Below are 17,496 nucleotides of genomic sequence, written 5' to 3'. Positions count from 1 at the left end.
CATGGCCATCTCTGAAATTATCGCTTCGGTCCTGCTTATCATCGCTACTATCTTGGTGGTCGCTACGGTGGTGTCTCTGTGGCGAGCGCCCGATGCCTTGACCCGTGCCAACCTGCTGGGCCCTACCGTGGGACTTGCGGTGCCGCTGATCATCGTGGCCAAGCTAGTCGTGGACTTTGGCCGCGATGGTTTTTCGCTGTGGCTGCTCATCCAAGCACTGATTGCCTGCTTCGGTGTATGGATCATCGGCTCGGTAGGTTCCTTTTATCTGGGCCGTTCCATCTATGGCGTAACCGTCACCGACGTCAAGCACGCCAAGCACAACCATAAGAAAATTCAGACCGTGCAAGCAGGGGAAGACGATATCTAGTCCTCTCCAGTTCCTTCTGGCGGCGAGCCCTTTCTGCTCCTGCGCGTAGCTGCGCGGAGAACAGAACCGCTCGCCGCTTTTCTGGTTGCACAGTGGGGTCTTCTGAGCCCACCTGCACCCTGGATTCACAATGCGGAAAAGTTGCACAGCAATTGTTGTGCTCGGGCTAGAATGGGTGCACGTTATTCGGTGCTTCTAGACCCGCCCCGAAGAGATTGCAAGGAGTAACAATGAAACTCATCACGGCCATCGTTAAGCCCTTCACCCTGCCGGAAATCCGCCAGGCTCTGGAGCAGCAGGAAGTACGCGGCCTCACTGTTACAGAAAGCCAGGGCTTCGGACAGCAACGTGGGCACAGCGAGGTATACCGAGGGGCAGAATACGCCACTGACTTCGTGCCTAAGGTCAAGCTGGAGGTTGTTGCGGCCGATGACCACGTCGAAGACATCATTAACGCCATCGTGGATGCTGCCTACACGGGCAAGATCGGCGACGGCAAGCTGTGGGTAACCCCAGTTGAAGATGCCATTCGTGTGCGCACTGGCGAGCGCGGCGAGGCGGCACTTTAAGCCCGCATGCATACCGCCGCACAGATTCGCGCCGAGGCCCATGCCTCGGCGCTTCGTGTATTGCGCAGTCTCGAGCTTCCACCGGGAACCGCACTCGCTGCCACCGGTTCCTTTGCGCGCAATGAGATGACTCCGCACTCGGATATTGATGTCATCCTCATCTATCCGGAAGGCCATGAGCTAGATCCTGCTCTGGTGGAGCAGCTGTGGTACCCCGTGTGGGATGCCAAGTACCGCCTGGATTATGCCCTGCGTACCCCACAAGAGTGCGGGGCGATTGCTGCTGAAGATGCCTCTGCCGGCTTTGCCCAGCTGGATTTGGCCTTTGTAGCAGGGCGCAAGGTTCTGGTGGATGAGGCGCGGGCGCAATTGCTCGCGGCGTGGCGGCGCCAGCTGCAGCGTGGCTTTGATGATTTCTTGGATACCGCGATTACTCGGTGGAAGCGTTCGGGCGCGGTGGCAGCGATGACGAACCCGGACTTGAAAAATGGGCGCGGGGGACTGCGCGATATTCAGCTCTTGCGCGCGATGGCCTTGGGCAACCTGTGCGACTTTCCAGATCTGGACGGTGAACAGCGGCTGCTTCTCGACGCCCGCACGCTCCTGCACGTCACAGCCCGGCGCCACCGGGACATACTGGATCCCGAGTTTGCCGCGGACGTAGCGGCGGACCTGGGTTTTGAAAGTCGCTACGCACTGACGGCAGCTTTGGTCAGCGCTGCAGCCACGGTCAATAAGGCGGTGGAGCGCGGCCTTGCAACCGCCCGTGGGGTGCTAGGCCGTAATGCTTCAGCGACCGGCCGGGGCCGGCGCCGCCCGCTCGATGTGGACGTGGTGTCCGAGGGTGGCAACATTTACCTTTCGCGCAATCCTAATGTCGAGGACCCGTGGCTGCTCACCCGGGTGGCGGCTGCCGCGGCGCGCACGGGATATATCATCGCCGAGACCACCTGGCACCAGCTCCAAGACCTGCCCGAGCTGCCGCCACGCTGGCCGCGGGCAGCGGTGGATGAGTTCTTCGCTATTTTGTCCTCCCCGCGATGCACGCCGCGTGTCATACAGGACTTGGACCACTATGGCCTATGGGAACGCTTAGTCCCGGAATGGGGGCATGTGCGCGGCTTATTGCCGCGCGAGCGCAGCCACGTCCATGCGGTGGACCATCATCTCATCGCTACGGTTACCCGCTGTGCGGAAATGCGTACCTCGGTGGCTCGACCGGACTTATTGCTTTTGGCGGCGCTTTACCATGACATAGGCAAGGGCTACGGGCGCCCTCATGCGCAAGTAGGTGCGGAGATGATTACCCACCAGGCAGCCCGTATGCGGTTGAGTGTTGCCGATAGGTCGCGCGCCCAAACCCTGGTGGCAGAACATACCACCTTGGCGCGGTTAGCGGCGACGATGGATCCGGCCTCCGACGCCGCTCGCGACACCTTATTGGCTGCCGCGCATTATGATCAGCTAACTATTTCCCTGTTAGCGGTGTTGGCTGAGGCTGATGCCCAATCGACCGGGCCTGGCGTGTGGACACCGCGAGTGAAGCAAGCACAGAAGCTGATCGTCGCGCGGGCACTTGAGGCGCTCAAACCGCGTGTTCTCGACCGCCCTGCTGTGCATGTACCGCTATCTAGCGAAGGCGTTGCGCTCAAAGTGGATTGGGAAGACCAAGAAGTCAGCGTGTCGTGGTGCGGTACCTCTCAAGGGAAGCTAAAGCGCATATTTGCCCTGTTATCGGCTCTCGGATGGACCATCGTGCGGGCTAATATCGTTCGCGAGGAGGACGGTGCCTATAAGGCGGAGTTTTTCATCCGCACGGTGCAACAGACCCTAAAGGAGGCAGCGCAGGAGATAAGGTTTATCCAGTCCTATAACTCACGAACTTATACGGAGCTGCCGGCCATTGCTGGCGAGGTGACCACTGCGGCATTCGATGTAGGCGGCATTTTGGTCATCCGGACGGTTGAGCGCATCGGTGCTTTAGGGCACTTGGTAGAGGCACTGCCGGACTTTGTGTGGCTGCGCCATGAGATTTTGGGCGCGACGATGATCGTCAATGTGTACCTCGCCGGGCAGGTTTCTCGCGCTACCGTGGTGGGGAATGTGACCAGGGCCCTGGCTAGGGACTAAGATTGAATAGTTGAACTTTAGATCGATCTAAATTAAGGGAGCGCATCCGTAGTGTTTGACTCACTATCAGACCGCCTACAGTCAGCCCTGGCGGGCCTGCGCGGTAAGGGCAAACTGACCGAGGCTGATATCAATGCCACCGCTCGTGAGATCCGCCTCGCGCTGCTGGAAGCCGACGTATCTTTGACCGTCGTCCGTGGCTTTATCAAGCGCATCAAGGAACGCGCCCGCGGCGCGGAAGTCTCTGAGGCGCTCAACCCGGCGCAGCAGGTAGTCAAGATCGTCAATGAGGAGCTCATTGAGATCCTCGGTGGCGAAACCCGCCGCCTGAACTTGGCTAAGAACCCGCCGACGGTGATCATGCTTGCCGGCCTGCAGGGTGCTGGTAAAACCACCTTGGCCGGTAAGTTGGCCAAGCACCTGGCTAAGCAGGGCCATACCCCGATGCTGGTGGCCTGTGACTTGCAGCGCCCAGGCGCGGTGCAGCAGCTGCAAATCGTCGGCGAGCGCGCTGAGGTGCCGACCTTTGCACCGGATCCGGGAACCTCCCTGGACTCCAATGAGCATGAAATGGGTACCTCGCACGGTGACCCGGTGGACGTCGCCAAGCAGGGCATTGCTGAGGCTAAGCAGAAGCAGCACGATGTGGTCATCATCGATACCGCTGGCCGCTTGGGCATCGATGAGACCCTGATGACGCAGGCACGCAATATCCGCGATGCCGTCAACCCAGACGAAGTCCTTTTTGTCATCGACTCCATGATTGGCCAGGATGCCGTACAGACGGCCGAGGCCTTCCGCGATGGCGTGGACTTTACCGGCGTTGTTCTTACCAAGCTGGACGGTGACGCCCGCGGTGGTGCGGCCCTGTCTATTCGTGAGGTCACCGGCAAGCCCATCATGTACGCCTCTACCGGTGAGAAGCTCGATGATTTCGATGTCTTCCACCCGGAGCGCATGTCCAGCCGCATTCTGGGCATGGGTGATTTGCTCTCCCTTATCGAGCAGGCCGAAGCCACCCTGGACCACCAGAAAGCCGAAGAGGCAGCCTCCAAGCTCGGCTCTGGCGAGCTGACGCTCAACGACTTCCTTGAGCAGATGCTGATGATCCGCAAGATGGGCCCCATCGGCAACCTGCTGAAGATGATGCCCGGCGGCAAGCAGATGAATGAAATGGCCGCCATGGTGGACGAAAAGCAGCTGGACCGCATCCAAGCGATCATTCGCGGTATGACGCCGCAGGAGCGCGAGGATCCGAAGATTCTCAATGCTTCGCGCCGCAAGCGCATTGCTAATGGTTCTGGTGTCAGCGTTTCCGAGGTCAACCAGCTCATTGAGCGCTTCAACCAGGCTAAGAAAATGATGTCCAAGATGGCCGGCCAATTCGGCATGGGCGGCATGGGTGGTCGCTCCGCTACCAAGAAGAAGCCCAAGGGTCGCAAGGGCAAGAACGGCAAGCGAAAGAAGGGCAAGGGCGGCGGTGGCAACCGCGGCCCGAAGATGCCGGGCATGGGCGGAATGCCGGGAATGCCCGGAGGCGGCGGCATGCCGTCCATGGAGGAGCTGCAAAAGCTCCAGCAGCAAATGGGCGGCGGCGGTGGCATGCCAGGTATGCCCGGCATGCCAAAGATGCCGAAGGGAATGGAAAATATCGATCTCGACAACCTGGACTTTGGCAAGGGTAAAAAGTAGTTTTCCCAGCCTTAAAGCATAAAGAAGGAGGCTTCCGCGTTGCTGCGGGAGCCTCCTTTTTATACGGCTTGCCGACGCCGCCCTAAGCCCCAGCGCGCCTTTGCATGAGGCGCTTTCGCCCTCGGGGCTTGTGCGTGACCGAGCTATGGCCTAGACGGCATCGTCTTGTGCGGCGTTGGGGTAGGGGACTGGGTTGGCATGTTGCTTGCCGGCGTTGGTAGGTGCTGCGGGTGCTTGCTCTACGGCTCCTGCAGCCTGCTCCGGTGGAATGTCCGGGGCTTCCTGCTGGACTTTTTCCCCGTTGAGGAAGGGCTTTAGGGCTTCGCGAATCATTGGCATTGCTGATTCCGCAAAAGCATTGGTGATGTGGTGCATGTCGCGGTAGACCATCGTATTGCCGATGATGACGGGGCAGTCACCATTGGCATCGCAGAACCACGGAGCGGTATCGATCGAGAGCATATTCTGGTACTTCGACAGCACGACTGCACCGGGGTCATAAGGCTGGTAGACCTGTTCAAAGCGCATGCCGCAGCCGTAGGCATCTTCGGTAGCGACGTAGCACTCATCAAACTCGCGTGGACGGCCTTCTTCATCAAAGCCCCACGGGTTATCGCGGAAGCCCAAGAAGGGAATATCGCGTTCGGCCAATTCCTCCCAGAATGCCTGGTAGCCGGCGGGCACGGCATCGGGGCCGGTGCCATATTCATTTTGTGGGCGGGTGGTATTCGAGATGACCAAGGCCGGGTTCGCCTCTTCGATGCGATCCATGGCCAGCTTGCCCCACTCGGCACACTCTGGGGTCACGGTGACATCGTCACCCAATTCAATCGGGCAGCCTTGGCGCAGCAGCGGTACCAGCTTAAAGCCCATTTCCTTGCCTAAGCGGTCCAGCGGGGCAGAATACTGCTCCGCGTGGGAACCGCCCACCAAATAGACTTCCTTCTCTGCGTTGAGGTCACCGAAAATGCAGGGGGTCTTTCCGTCCTTGCGGGTTTCGAAGAAGAAGTCAGCAGGCTGGCTATCTGGCACGAAGCACCAATTTGTCGCTACTGGTGGCTGGATTCCGCCGGCCAGAATCGGATCAGGCTTGACCTCCACATTATCCGGCGGGGTGATGTCGTTGATGAACGTCGTTGCGCCGGGGTAGAGGGCAGGGTCCAAAAGCTCCGCATCAGCATCATCAAGGGTGCGCATCCACAGTGGCTGGACAGCCAAGAGGCCGACAACGGCCGCGGCGACTACAACGCCACCCACACCGCGGGCGGCACCGGCGGGTTTCTGCAAGGTCGACAGGCCCTTGCGTACCGGTAGGTCCTCGGCCGTGGGGCGCTTGCGATGCTGTCGCAGGGGCTTTTCCAAAAAGCGGTGCGTGAGGTCCGCCAACACTAGAGAAATGACGATAATGATGACGCCCAACCACCACGACGGGGTTTCTTGACCCAGGTAGGACGTGGACAAAATAAGCAATGGCCAGTGCCACAGGTAGAGCGGGTAGGCTACATCGCCCAGCCAGCGCGCCTGCTTGGAAGCCATGGCCTTGGAAATCTTGCCACCGCCGCCCAAGATAATGAGCACGGCGCCGCCTAGTGGCAAAAGAGAAAGCGGGCCAGGATACGCAGTGGTATCCGCGATGATGGCACCAGTAAAGATGAGCATCAAAAGGCCCAGACCAGTAAAGAGGTCATAGAGGCGGGCCGGAATCTTCCAAGAGGAACCGTAGATAGCCAGGACCGCGCCCAAGGTTAACTCCCAAGCGCGCGACCAGGTGGAGTAGTAGTTCTCCGGGGTGCCGTAGAGGCCGTGGCGCGAAGCATAGGCGAAGGAGGCAATGGTGATCACGATGAGGATCGGGCCAGCAATCTGGTTGACCGTGGGGAAGCTCCGCTTGCCCAAAGGTTGCTGCTGTGGCCGGAACTTCATGATGGCAGCCAAGATGAGCGCAAAGGCAATGCCCATGATGTAGAACTGGCCCTGCACAGCCATGGACCACATGTGCTGCAGCGGTGAGGTATCAGCTGCGGCCGCTGTGTAGTCGGCGTTTTGTTCCGCTAGCTCCCAGTTCTGGTAATACAGCATGGTGGCTGTGATTTGTTGGGTGAGCTCGGTGCGCATGAGCTGCGGGGTGAAAATGCGCACTAGAATGTAGGTCACGCCGATGACCAAAACCAAGCTTGGTACCAAGCGCCGCAAGGTGCGCCAGATGGGCCACCATGGGTTCAGCGAGGCGTTGGGCTTGTTCGCGTAGCGCAGCTGGGAGCCCAAGAAGAAGTAGCCGGATAGCAGCAGGAATACGTCGACGCCGCCGGATACGCGTCCGACGAATACGTGGTAGATAACTACTAGGCCGATGGCAATACCGCGCAGACCATCAAGGTCATAGCGGTACCGGAAATTTCGCGGAGATTCTTTAGTCATAAACTGTCTTTTCGTGCGCCTATGCCTGGATGGTGGGGCGGAAGGCGCGCCATACATATGAAACGAAATGTCTATATTCGGCCCTTAAGGGTACTCTGCTTCACTATCGCAGGCATAACGAACCTGCGTGCGTGGCGTAGTAATTTTTGAAAATGCGGCTACTCGCGCTAAAATATCCCAGGTTATCTACTCGGATATTCTGAGCTAGATAAACTGAAGAACGTAATATTCTGCGTAGCACCGTTCCCGTCTACGGTCGGCCGGTATGTCACGCGCAGATAAAATCCAAGGGTTGAACCGGCGCACAACCTAGTGCGCGTCTGTACTGCCCAGTGACTAGTAAAGGAGCCAACATGGCTGTCAAGATCAAGCTGCAGCGCCTGGGCAAGGTCCGCGCTGCTGAGTACCGCGTTGTTATTGCTGATGCCCGCACCCGTCGTAACGGCAAGGTCATCGAGAACATCGGCATCTACCACCCGAAGGAAGAGCCTTCCCTCATCCAGATCGACTCCGAGCGTGCACAGCACTGGCTGTCCGTTGGCGCACAGCCAACCGAGCCGGTTCTCGCTCTGCTGAAGGTCACCGGTGACTGGCAGAAGCACAAGGGTCTGCCGGGTGCAGAGGGCACCCTGAAGGTTGCTGAGGAGAAGAAGTCCAAGCTGGAGATCTTCAACGAGGCACTGGCTGAGGCCAACAACGGCCCGACCATCGAGGCCATCACCGAAAAGAAGAAGAAGGCCAAGGAAGAGGCTGAGAAGAAGGCTGCTGAGGAAGCTGCTGCTGCAGAGGCTGCCGCTGCTGCCGCCGGCGAAGCTGACGCTGAGGCCGAGGAGAAGGCTGAGGAAGCTTCTGAGGAGTCCGCAGAGTAATCTGCCTCCCTTGCTAAGCACAAAGCGCTTCTAGCTTCGGGCCCCGCCGCTACGATCACTGGTCGTAGTGGCGGGGCCTTTGTAGTTGTAGGGGGAGGGGCCGGCACACAGTAGCGACCGCGCACGCTAGTCCGTGGCGGGGCTGCGTGCGCGGTCGCTACTGGCAGTGACGCGCTAGGAAACTTTCGGCATCCATGTCGGGGATTTGCAAGTTCGCCCTTAGTTCTGTGGTTTGTAGTTGGGGTAGCGGCTGTAGACATTAGAGGGTTCCTTAAAGTCCATGCCGCGCAGTGCACCTGCAACAACCGGTGTGAAAAGCTCGAGAATCTGCTCGCGTGGAAGCCGGGACAAAGGGCCGTCGATGGCAAGTACGGTAAATCCATGAATGGCCGACCAAGCCAACAGGGCATTCTGCATGAAATACCTGGCGTCAGTGGTGTTGTCCAGCGCTTCCGCGTGGCGGGACAACAGGGCGAAGAAATCGCGAATCTGCTGTAGGTGATCCATCTTCGGATCATCTTCCGTATTGGGATCTACGCCAAGCATGAAACGCAGCGCCTTCCACTCCAGCATGCAGCGGAAGAAATTGGTTTCATCTAGGGCAAACTCGAGGTAGGCGTAGCCGATTTGCATCAGGTGTTCTGGAAAATCTAGGCCCACTGCTGTCTCGGTAGTCTCGTGTAAACGCCGGACCAACTCATCGGTCGCAAGCTCAGCTACCTTATCGTGCAGTTCTTCTTGGTCCTTGAAATGACGGTAAGCGGAGGTAGGAGACACTCCTGCTTCGCGGGTGACCGCACGGACGGTGATGGCATCGGGGCCACTTCTTTTGCCCAGTTGAACAGCGATACGGAGCAGCTCATCGTGGAGGTTTCCATGATGGTAGGGCTTATTGTGCGTTTCTATAAAATTCATTTTATCAACAAAACCTATGTACGTATAAATTATTTGGTCAGCATGGTGAGCAGCAAAATTGCGGGGGTGGAAGGGTTGCCGCTCTCGCTTGTGGCCTCGACTTTATGCACCTCATATGCAGGAAGGTGCACGATAGAGCCGGGGGTGAGCGTGATGGTTTCACTGCCGTAGCTGAAGTCAAGCTCACCGCGCAGCGCCTGCACGGTGATGGGATGTGCGGCCTTGTGATCGGGCAGAGACTGTCCTGGTGTGAAGCTAAAGAGAATGAGGTTGGCACCATCAGCGCTTAAGACGCGCTGTACGCCCGGGCGCGGGCGGTGCGGATCGGTATCAGGCGCGATGTCCAGCAGGTTTAGCGCGGACATGACGGAATCCTCACCTGAGTGAGAAGCCGCGCCGAACGTGTCCGGGGAGTTGGTCGGTAGATCGCTCATGAGCCCACTTTAACGACAATAAGACTCAAATTCTGGGTTTGCTTTCCAAAGCGCCAAAATTCATGACTGACAAGGGCAAAGAGGTCTGTGTTGTAGACTTTCCGCTATGGAATTGATGATTGGTCGCGTGATTAAATCGCACGGCGTGAAAGGTGAAGTCGTAGTCGAGGCCACTACGGATGAACCGGAGGTGCGCTTTGCGGTAGGGGAAGTTCTTCAGGGGACGCAGGGTAAGAAGGAGCACACACTAACTATCAAGGCGGTCCGGAGCCATAAGGGAAGGCTGCTCGTTACCTTTGAAGAGATCAAAGACCGAACAGTGGCGGATAGCCTACGTGGTACCAAGTTCTTTGCCGCTCCGCTCGACAGTGATGATGATGGCTTTTATGACCACGAGCTGGAAGGGCTTCGCGTACTTCTGGCGGGCGAGGAGATCGGTGAGGTCACATCGGTCATCCACGGCGGAAGTCAAGATTTGTTGGAGGTAAAACTCGACAACAGCAAGGAGGCGCTCATTCCCTTCGTGCATGCCATTGTTCCTGAGGTGAACCTAGAGGCTGGAACGTGCACCATCGATCCGCCGGAAGGACTGCTTGACCTATGAGGCTTGACGTCATCACCATTTTTCCGGAGTACCTGGACCCGTTGCGGCATGCGCTTTTGGGCAAGGCCATTGAACAAGGTCGCCTTGAAGTAGGTGTGCACGATCTGCGGCAGTGGGCTACGGATGCGCATAAGTCTGTCGATGACTCGCCGTTCGGTGGTGGCCCCGGCATGGTTATGAAGCCAGAAGTTTGGGGGCCGGCGCTCGATAGCGTCGCCACGCGGGAAAGTGCGCCCAATCTAGAGTCTGCGTTGCCACACCTAAACCGTCCGCGCCACGATGAATTAGAAGGGGTTGAGGCGCAAGCCTATGCGGTTGATGCCACGGCCGATGAGGATAGCGACCTCCCACTGCTTATCGTGCCGACGCCAACCGGAAAACCGTTTAGCCAAGCAGATGCGCGGGCGTGGTCCAATGAGGAGCACATTGTTTTTGCCTGCGGGCGTTATGAGGGCATCGATCAGCGCGTGGTGGATGACGCCGCTCGACGCTACCGCGTGCGCGAGGTTTCCATCGGCGATTATGTGTTGATCGGTGGGGAAGTGGCAACGTTGGTGATTGCTGAGGCAGTAGTGCGACTCATCCCCGGCGTGCTGGGAAATAAGCGCTCTCATGAGGAAGATTCTTTTTCTGATGGTCTCTTGGAAGGCCCGAGCTATACCAAGCCGCGAGAGTGGCGTGGCCTAGCCGTGCCGGAGGTGCTCACCTCGGGAAACCACGGGTTGGTAGACAAATGGCGGAGGGAACAGGCATTGCTGCGCACGTGGCAACGCCGTCCCGAACTTTTGGAGGCGGCTGAGCTCGATAAGGACGACAAAGCCTTCATCGCGCAGTTGGAACAAGAAGCCAACACCCAGGGTGAAGGCTAATGGAGGTAAGCGCTGACCTCTCGGTACTCTTAGTAACCCAGGAGTGGGCGAAAAGCCTCGAAGCATTGCCAGAGGCGCTGCATGCACGGGGCTTTGAGCCGCTTAGTATTTTCACTCTTCAGGTAGCGGAGGAAAGCTCGGAAAGCAGCCCGCTAGCGCAGGAGTATCGCTTCAAGAGCGGTCAGTGGCCACAAGGAATACCGGTGTGGCGGCTCATCGTAAACGGAAAGACCATGCAGCCCCTGGCCACGGTGGCTTCCTCGGTAGCAGACTGCTTGCCGCCGGCAGCCTCGTGGGTAGGCAGTGCGGAAATCGGTTTTACGGAGATGGGGCTTGGTGCCCCAGCGGTGTGGCGGGCGGATTCTGGGTTATAAGCGGAATCTGGACAATTATTTAGTGCTTTTTCATGCCTAAACTGCAGCGCATATGCCTTCTAAGGTTATAGTGAAGGGGACATTCCCTCTAGATTCCTATTCCCAAGGTGGTCCCTGAACTATGACGGCTCCCAATGGCAATAACTACGGTGGATATAACCAACAGCCGCCTCAGTACAATCAGCAGTATTATTCCCAGCCGCAGCAAAGCGGTGGCGTAGGCGGCGCCACAATCGCGGCAATTATCGCAGCAATTGTGGCGGTCATCGCGGTGGCCGCCATGGTCATCATGTTCGTGACCAATAACAAGGATGATGCATCGACCAGCGCTGCTGCCGATAGCCAATTCCAACAGGCTGATGCCAATAGCGGCTCCGGCTCCGGATCTAGCAAGCACTCCGGTTCCTCGTCCAAGGACGATGCAGAGGATGAGGATGAAGATTCCAGCCCGGTCACGGTGACCAAGACTAAGGATGCTCCAGCGCCAGCGCCGGCACAGGCAGCGTCTTCTGGCAGCAGCAATGGGCACTCTTGGAGTGACTTCACTAGCTACTATCCAGCTACCAGCAAAACCTCCAGCGGTTTTGCCAGCAACGTCTATACCGCGTTTATGAATAACTGGGTCGCCGGCGGCGGCACCGGCGCTACCTTGAGCGTCTACTCGCCGGCCACCGGTGGTACCTACACCATGTACTGCTCCGGTAGCTCTTCGCGCGTTTCCTGCTCCGGCGGCGATAACGCCCGCGTGGTTATCTACTAAGAGCGCGCCGCAGCAACCTCCTTTCCCTTACTGGGAAAGGAGGTTTTGTGCGTCTAGGGGGCGTCGGCAAGCGAAGGCAGTGGAGGGGCCGTGCGGTAAATTGGGTGGGTCTAATCCCAAACCTCGAGAAAGAGTGAGGAGACCACGTGAATATTGCGGCCACTATCGCCGCCGAGCTCAACGTCAAGGAATCGCAGGTTTCTACCGCGTTGCAGCTGCTTGCGGAGGGCAATACAGTGCCCTTTATCGCCCGCTACCGCAAGGAGGCCACCGGCGGGCTGGATGATTCCCAGCTGCGCACCATTGAAGAGCGTGCGAACTACTTGAAGGAACTACAGGAGCGCAAGGAGACCATCCTTGCGGCGATTGAAGAGCAGGGCAAGCTTAGCGACGCCCTCAGGGAACAAATCCTTGCCTGCGAGACCAAGGCGCGCCTGGAGGACCTGTACCTGCCGTATAAGAAGCGCCGCAAAACCAAGGCCGATATTGCCCGCGAAGCCGGCCTAGAGGAGCTGACCGATAAGCTCATTGCGGATCCCAACGCGGCTCCAGAAGAGCTGGCACAGGCCTTTACCACCGAGGGCTTTGAGGACACCAAGAAGGCCCTCGACGGCGCCCGCGCCATCTTGGCAGACCGCTTCGCGCTCGACGCGGATCTGGTGGGTGAAGTACGCGAGCGTATGTTCACTGAGGGCTCCATGGGCGCGCATGTAGTTGAGGGCAAGGAAGCCGAAGGTGCGAAGTTTAAGGATTACTTCGACTTCAACGAGCCCTTCCACAAGCTGCCTTCGCACCGCATTTTGGCGCTGCTGCGTGGCGAGAATGAGGGCGTGCTGCAGCTGCAGCTAGATGCCGGCGATGACGCCGACTACGAGGACGCAATCGCCTCCCGCTTCGAGCTGGATCGCTCCTCCAAGTGGCTTGCCGACGCCGTCCATTGGGGCTGGCGCACCAAGCTCTATATTTCCTCTAGCCTGGACGTTCGCATGCGGCTAAAAGAGATCGCGGAGGAAGGCGCGCTGAAGATCTTTGCCACCAATCTGCGCGACGTGCTGCTCGCGGCACCTGCTGGCCAGCGTGCCACCATCGGCTTGGATCCGGGTTACCGCAATGGTGTGAAGTGCGCGGTAGTGGACAAAACCGGCAAGGTGCTCGATACCGCCATTGTCTACCCGCATCAGCCGCAGAACCAGTGGAGCCAAGCAGTTCAGACGCTATCGGCCCTGTGCGCCAAGCATTCTGTAGACCTTATGGCCATCGGCAACGGCACCGCCTCCCGTGAGACCGAGAAGCTTGCCCAGGAAATTGCGGACCTTATTAAGCAAGCTGGGGGTCAGCGACCCACTCCTGTGGTGGTTTCGGAGTCCGGCGCCTCGGTCTACTCAGCCTCGCCGCTTGCAGCGGAGGAATTCCCCGACATGGATGTCTCGCTGCGCGGTGCGGTTTCCATCGCTCGCCGCTTGCAGGATCCTTTGGCTGAGCTGGTCAAGATCGATCCCAAGGCTATTGGTGTGGGGCAGTACCAGCACGACGTTAACCAGACGGCGCTCGCTCGCACCCTTGATGGCGTCGTGGAAAGTGCGGTAAATGGTGTGGGCGTAGATCTCAATACCGCTTCCGTCCCGCTGCTTGAGCGCGTAGCGGGTGTCAATTCCACTATCGCCGCCAATATCGTTTCCTACCGCAATGAACACGGTTCTTTTTCTTCCCGCAAGGAACTGAAGAAGGTACCGCGTCTGGGGCCTAAGGCCTTTGAACAGTCTGCGGGCTTTCTCCGCATCAACGGCGGTACCGATCCGCTGGATTCCTCTGCCGTACACCCAGAGGCCTATCCTGTCGTCTCCCGCATCGCGGAGAAGACGGGCCTGGGGATTTCTGAACTTATTGGCAATACCCGCGTACTCAGCATGCTGGCGCCAGCAGACTTTGCAGACGAGACTTTCGGCATTCCTACGGTGACCGATATCATCGCCGAGCTGGATAAACCCGGACGCGACCCGCGCCCTGAGTTCAAGACCGCCACCTTTAAAGAAGGCGTACATAAGGTCTCCGATCTCACCCCGGGCATGATTCTTGAGGGCACGGTGACCAACGTGGCGGCATTTGGCGCCTTCGTGGATGTCGGAGTCCATCAGGATGGCCTCGTCCACGTTTCTGCCATGAGCCACAAGTTTGTTTCCGATCCGCACGAGGTCGTGCGCTCTGGCCAGGTGGTCAAGGTGAAGGTCATGGAGGTTGATGTGGAGCGCCAGCGCATCGGTCTCTCCCTCCGTTTGGATGATGAACCGGGGCAGCCGGCCCCTAAACGCCGCGGTGATTCCCCACGCGGTTCCGCCAAATCCGGAGCCAGGGGCGAAGGAAAGCGCTCTGGCCACAAATCTGGGCGCGGATCCCGGGACGGCTCGCGCGGCCGCACTGGCGGTCGAGGTGGCTCCGGTGGTGGTGGAGCCATGGCCGATGCCTTGAAGAAGGCAGGCTTCTAATCGTCGTGGACTAGCCTTTCTACCTGCTGCTTTTTGCTCCCATCGTTGCGGACGGTGGGAGCTTATACATTCCAGAGGGGAGAATTCCTCCACGACGTGGGGTCCAATGCGCGCCGAGATTGTTTCAAAATGGTAAGTTTGCCAAAACTAAATAAAAGACGCTTGGTGCCATTTTAATTACAAGGAGAGGGAAATGAGCAAAGCTGCTAAAGCCAGCCATGGCAGGGGAGTGTTGGGTTGGCACCGCGTATTGGACTGGCGTCCGCGCAGTGCATTGGCACGGTTGTTCATCGTGTTCTTCCTGGTTGCACCCATTATTATTGCCGGAACCATGATGTGGGCGATGTGGGACCCATCCAAATACATGCGCAAAATCGACCTAGCGGTGGTGAATGAAGACGCGGGCGTCAACAAGCAAGGCGTTGATACCAACTACGGCGTTCAGGTGGTAGAAGGGCTGCTGGATACCGATTACCTGAATTTCGCAGAGGTGAATAAGGATGAGGGGGATCAAGGGCTGATTAAAGGCAAATATCTCCTGGTGGTGACCATCCCTGAGGACTTTTCCAAAAAAGCGGTGTCCATCATCAGTGATAAGCCCGTCAAACCTGAAATTCACTTCGCTAGCAATGACTATTACGGAACTAACGGCTCCGTTATTTCTTCGAGCCTAATCCCGCAGGTGCAAACCAGCGTGGAAAATGCAATCTCGAAAAAATACGCTGACCAGGTAATAGAAGGGCTCAATAAGCTAAGTGATGGAATAGGCACTGCCGCCGATGGTGCTAGACGTCTTGATGAAGGTGCCGGGAAGCTACAAGAAGGTGGAGGTCGTGCGGTCGCCGGCATAGGTCAGCTGGGAGCCGGTGCAGGAAAGCTACATGATGGAACTGGTGCGCTGCTTGATGGCACAAACCGTCTCAATGAGGGAGTCGGGCGACTCGATGAAGGTGCCGCTCGCCTGGATGACGGTGCCACACAACTTGCTGAAGGTTCCGATAAGCTGCTTGCTGGCACCGGCCGTCTCGCCGACGGTGCCGGCCAGATCGATGGTGGAGTCAATCAGCTCACGGGAATGCTTATCCCAGTGCTCAAACAGGCCCAGGTCGTGGTTCCTGCCCTGTCGCAACTGGTAGAGGTGCTGCGTAACTTGGGTATGGGGCAGCAGGCTGAACAGCTCCACTCGCTCGTATCCAAACTTGATCCGGCCACGAGTGGCAACATGGTGGATAAACTAGAGCAACTTTCTAATGGTACCGGTCAGCTGTACTACAACCTTTCAGATCCTAATTCGGAGTATCTGGGCGGCATGAACAAACTCAATGGCGGAGCGCACCGTCTAGCTGATGGCACGAAGGAGCTACACAGCGGCGTTGGCGAACTTGGCACCGGCGCCGCTCAGCTGCACGATGGCGCGAGCCGCCTCCACGACGGGACTGGCACCCTGAAGACGGGAACAGACCGCTTGGCAGCCGGTGGTGCCGAGCTCAAGGGTGGTATGGATAAGCTAAAGGCCGGTTCTGGTGAGCTCTCACAGAAGCTGGCAGATGGTGCAGCCAAAGCGCCATCTATCTCCAAACCGGAAGACTCAGCTCAAAACATGGCCGTTCCCATTAACTTCACCGCGTCCAATGTGCACCCAGTCCAAACAGCAATAAGCTCCACGGACCCCACCCGCAAGGACGTCACCGGCGGTGCCTCTTTGCTCTTAGTGCTCGTCTTTGGCTTCCTCGTCATGCTGCTGGTGGCTATGGTGTTTCCCTATTACCTCGGCCGTAAAGGAACCCCAGTTGCGCATCCTGCGCGCGGAATATTGTCTGCGTTCATCACGCTGACCGTGCTCAACTTCATTGTCCTTGCCTTTATGGCGCTGATGTCAGCAACTTTGGGGTGGGCACCGGCTAGCTGGTCCATGATTCTCGGGGTAGTAGCAGCGATCGCAGCGGTGGGTGCGGCGACTTACCAGTTCTTCCACGTGACTTTTGGGCGAAAGATTGGTGGCATCTTTGCTGCGGGAATTTTCGCCCTCGGTGTGATGGTCTTTGGTGGTGTGTGGCCGGTGGCCGCGATTCCCCGCCCGTTGAGTTTGATGCATCCTTTCCACCCGATGACCTACGCCAAAGGCGCATTCACGCGTGCCACTGATGGGATTCATGATGCGACGTTCTGGACTGGAATGGCAGCGCTGCTCGGATTTACCCTGATCGCACTTTTCGCCTCATATGTGGTCTTCCGCGCGCGTCACTTGGGTACGGCGAAAATCCTGGATGAGCACCTAGTCCGCTTCCCGGCTGCTGCGGCGGCGTAGCTTGGGAGGGGGGAGAAAGTAGTGCTGGGGAGAAATTTGGTTCCTGCCGGTGGATGTGGAAAAATAGTGCACCGTTCTATGTAACGGGCACGAACCGGTTAGGCAGTACGCCGCTAGGGTCCTCTGTCCCAAACTGAAAAGGAATATTGGCATGTCCAACATTATTGACAAGGTCGATGCAGCACAGCTGCGCGACGATATCCCGTCCTTCCGCCCAGGCGATACCCTCGACGTTAACGTAAAGGTTATCGAGGGCAACAACGAGCGTGCACAGCTCTTCAAGGGCATCTGCATCCGTCGCCAGGGTTCCGGCATCCGTGAGACCTTCACTGTCCGTAAGGTCTCCTTCGGTATCGGCGTTGAGCGTACCTTCCCGGTTCACTCCCCGAACCTGGAGTCCATCAAGGTCTCCCGCCGTGGCCGCGTCCGCCGTGCGAAGCTCTACTACCTGCGCGATCTGCGCGGCAAGAAGGCTCGCATCAAGGAGCGTCGCTAGTACTAGCGCGCTGCGCGCCAGCTTCCTCCTGCACCCAACTGTGGATGCAGGAGGATTTTTCTATGCCCAATTTCGCTTAATTCACGGCCTAAACGACAGAATGTGTTGTTTTGCGGCGTGTCGGGCTAAACGACATTTTGTGTTGGTGGGGTTTAGCGCATGCGGCCTTTGCGTATTCCCATAGAGTGGTTGTAGGCAGTGTCGA

At 58.1% G+C, this 17,496-nt stretch carries 15 protein-coding genes; 12 read left to right on the top strand and 3 right to left on the bottom strand.

What is annotated here, in order from left to right:
- The first annotated feature begins 1 nt into the window (after position 1).
- From MHY24_RS01615 to ffh, 4 genes are all read left to right on the top strand, one after another.
- The gene (locus MHY24_RS01615; RefSeq protein WP_204608484.1) at positions 2 to 370 is read left to right on the top strand and encodes a Na+/H+ antiporter subunit G; all 369 of its coding nucleotides are present in this window, start codon (positions 2 to 4) and stop codon (positions 368 to 370) included.
- Between the two features lie 230 nt (positions 371 to 600).
- Positions 601 to 939, top strand: a complete 339-nt coding sequence (locus MHY24_RS01610) for a P-II family nitrogen regulator (RefSeq protein WP_005325265.1) — start codon at positions 601 to 603, stop codon at positions 937 to 939.
- Between the two features lie 6 nt (positions 940 to 945).
- Positions 946 to 3,069 carry a [protein-PII] uridylyltransferase gene (locus MHY24_RS01605; RefSeq protein WP_239228119.1) on the top strand — a complete coding sequence of 708 codons (2,124 nt, stop codon included), beginning with the start codon at positions 946 to 948 and terminating at the stop codon, positions 3,067 to 3,069.
- 51 nt (positions 3,070 to 3,120) lie between these two features.
- Complete coding sequence (gene ffh / locus MHY24_RS01600; RefSeq protein WP_204608489.1) at positions 3,121 to 4,761, top strand: signal recognition particle protein; 1,641 nt, start codon at positions 3,121 to 3,123, stop codon at positions 4,759 to 4,761.
- Between the two features lie 150 nt (positions 4,762 to 4,911).
- On the opposite strand, the gene MHY24_RS01595 is transcribed toward ffh, so the two are convergent.
- Positions 4,912 to 7,179 (bottom strand): acyltransferase family protein, encoded by a 2,268-nt coding sequence (locus MHY24_RS01595; protein WP_239228118.1) that lies wholly within the window; start codon positions 7,177 to 7,179, stop codon positions 4,912 to 4,914.
- Between the two features lie 353 nt (positions 7,180 to 7,532).
- On the opposite strand from MHY24_RS01595, the gene rpsP reads away from it, so the two are divergent.
- The gene (rpsP, locus tag MHY24_RS01590; protein ID WP_005325261.1) at positions 7,533 to 8,048 is read left to right on the top strand and encodes a 30S ribosomal protein S16; all 516 of its coding nucleotides are present in this window, start codon (positions 7,533 to 7,535) and stop codon (positions 8,046 to 8,048) included.
- A gap of 219 nt (positions 8,049 to 8,267) precedes the next feature.
- On the opposite strand, the gene MHY24_RS01585 is transcribed toward rpsP, so the two are convergent.
- Entirely contained in the window at positions 8,268 to 8,963 is a 696-nt protein-coding gene (locus MHY24_RS01585; protein ID WP_239228117.1) for a TetR/AcrR family transcriptional regulator, read from the bottom strand.
- A gap of 29 nt (positions 8,964 to 8,992) precedes the next feature.
- Positions 8,993 to 9,397 (bottom strand): cupin domain-containing protein, encoded by a 405-nt coding sequence (locus tag MHY24_RS01580; RefSeq protein ID WP_204608499.1) that lies wholly within the window; start codon positions 9,395 to 9,397, stop codon positions 8,993 to 8,995.
- A gap of 106 nt (positions 9,398 to 9,503) precedes the next feature.
- Between MHY24_RS01580 and rimM the strand changes: the two genes are divergently transcribed.
- The 7 genes from rimM to rplS all read left to right on the top strand — a co-directional run bounded on the left by rimM (position 9,504) and on the right by rplS (position 17,291).
- A complete protein-coding gene (gene rimM / locus MHY24_RS01575; protein WP_239228116.1) occupies positions 9,504 to 10,001 on the top strand; it encodes a ribosome maturation factor RimM in 498 nt (165 codons plus the stop codon).
- Entirely contained in the window at positions 9,998 to 10,870 is an 873-nt protein-coding gene (gene trmD, locus MHY24_RS01570) for a tRNA (guanosine(37)-N1)-methyltransferase TrmD (RefSeq protein WP_239228115.1), read from the top strand. The genes rimM and trmD overlap by 4 nt, the downstream gene beginning before the upstream one ends.
- Entirely contained in the window at positions 10,870 to 11,244 is a 375-nt protein-coding gene (locus tag MHY24_RS01565; protein ID WP_239228114.1) for a hypothetical protein, read from the top strand. The genes trmD and MHY24_RS01565 overlap by 1 nt, the downstream gene beginning before the upstream one ends.
- Positions 11,245 to 11,365: 121 nt before the next feature.
- Complete coding sequence (locus tag MHY24_RS01560) at positions 11,366 to 12,004, top strand: hypothetical protein (protein WP_239193109.1); 639 nt, start codon at positions 11,366 to 11,368, stop codon at positions 12,002 to 12,004.
- 146 nt (positions 12,005 to 12,150) lie between these two features.
- Positions 12,151 to 14,487: a Tex family protein gene (locus tag MHY24_RS01555; protein WP_239228113.1), complete on the top strand. Its 2,337-nt coding sequence runs from the start codon at positions 12,151 to 12,153 to the stop codon at positions 14,485 to 14,487.
- A gap of 193 nt (positions 14,488 to 14,680) precedes the next feature.
- Positions 14,681 to 16,795, top strand: coding sequence for a YhgE/Pip domain-containing protein (locus tag MHY24_RS01550; protein ID WP_204608516.1), 2,115 nt, complete (start codon positions 14,681 to 14,683; stop codon positions 16,793 to 16,795).
- Positions 16,796 to 16,946: 151 nt separating this feature from the next.
- Positions 16,947 to 17,291 carry a 50S ribosomal protein L19 gene (gene rplS, locus MHY24_RS01545; RefSeq protein WP_005325245.1) on the top strand — a complete coding sequence of 115 codons (345 nt, stop codon included), beginning with the start codon at positions 16,947 to 16,949 and terminating at the stop codon, positions 17,289 to 17,291.
- Positions 17,292 to 17,496 lie beyond the last annotated feature (205 nt).

Origin of the sequence: Corynebacterium sp. ACRPQ, assembly GCF_022347225.1 — a bacterium.
GTDB classification, from domain to species: Bacteria; Actinomycetota; Actinomycetes; order Mycobacteriales; family Mycobacteriaceae; genus Corynebacterium; species Corynebacterium tuberculostearicum_D.
This window is presented reverse-complemented; position numbering and strand designations above follow the sequence as displayed.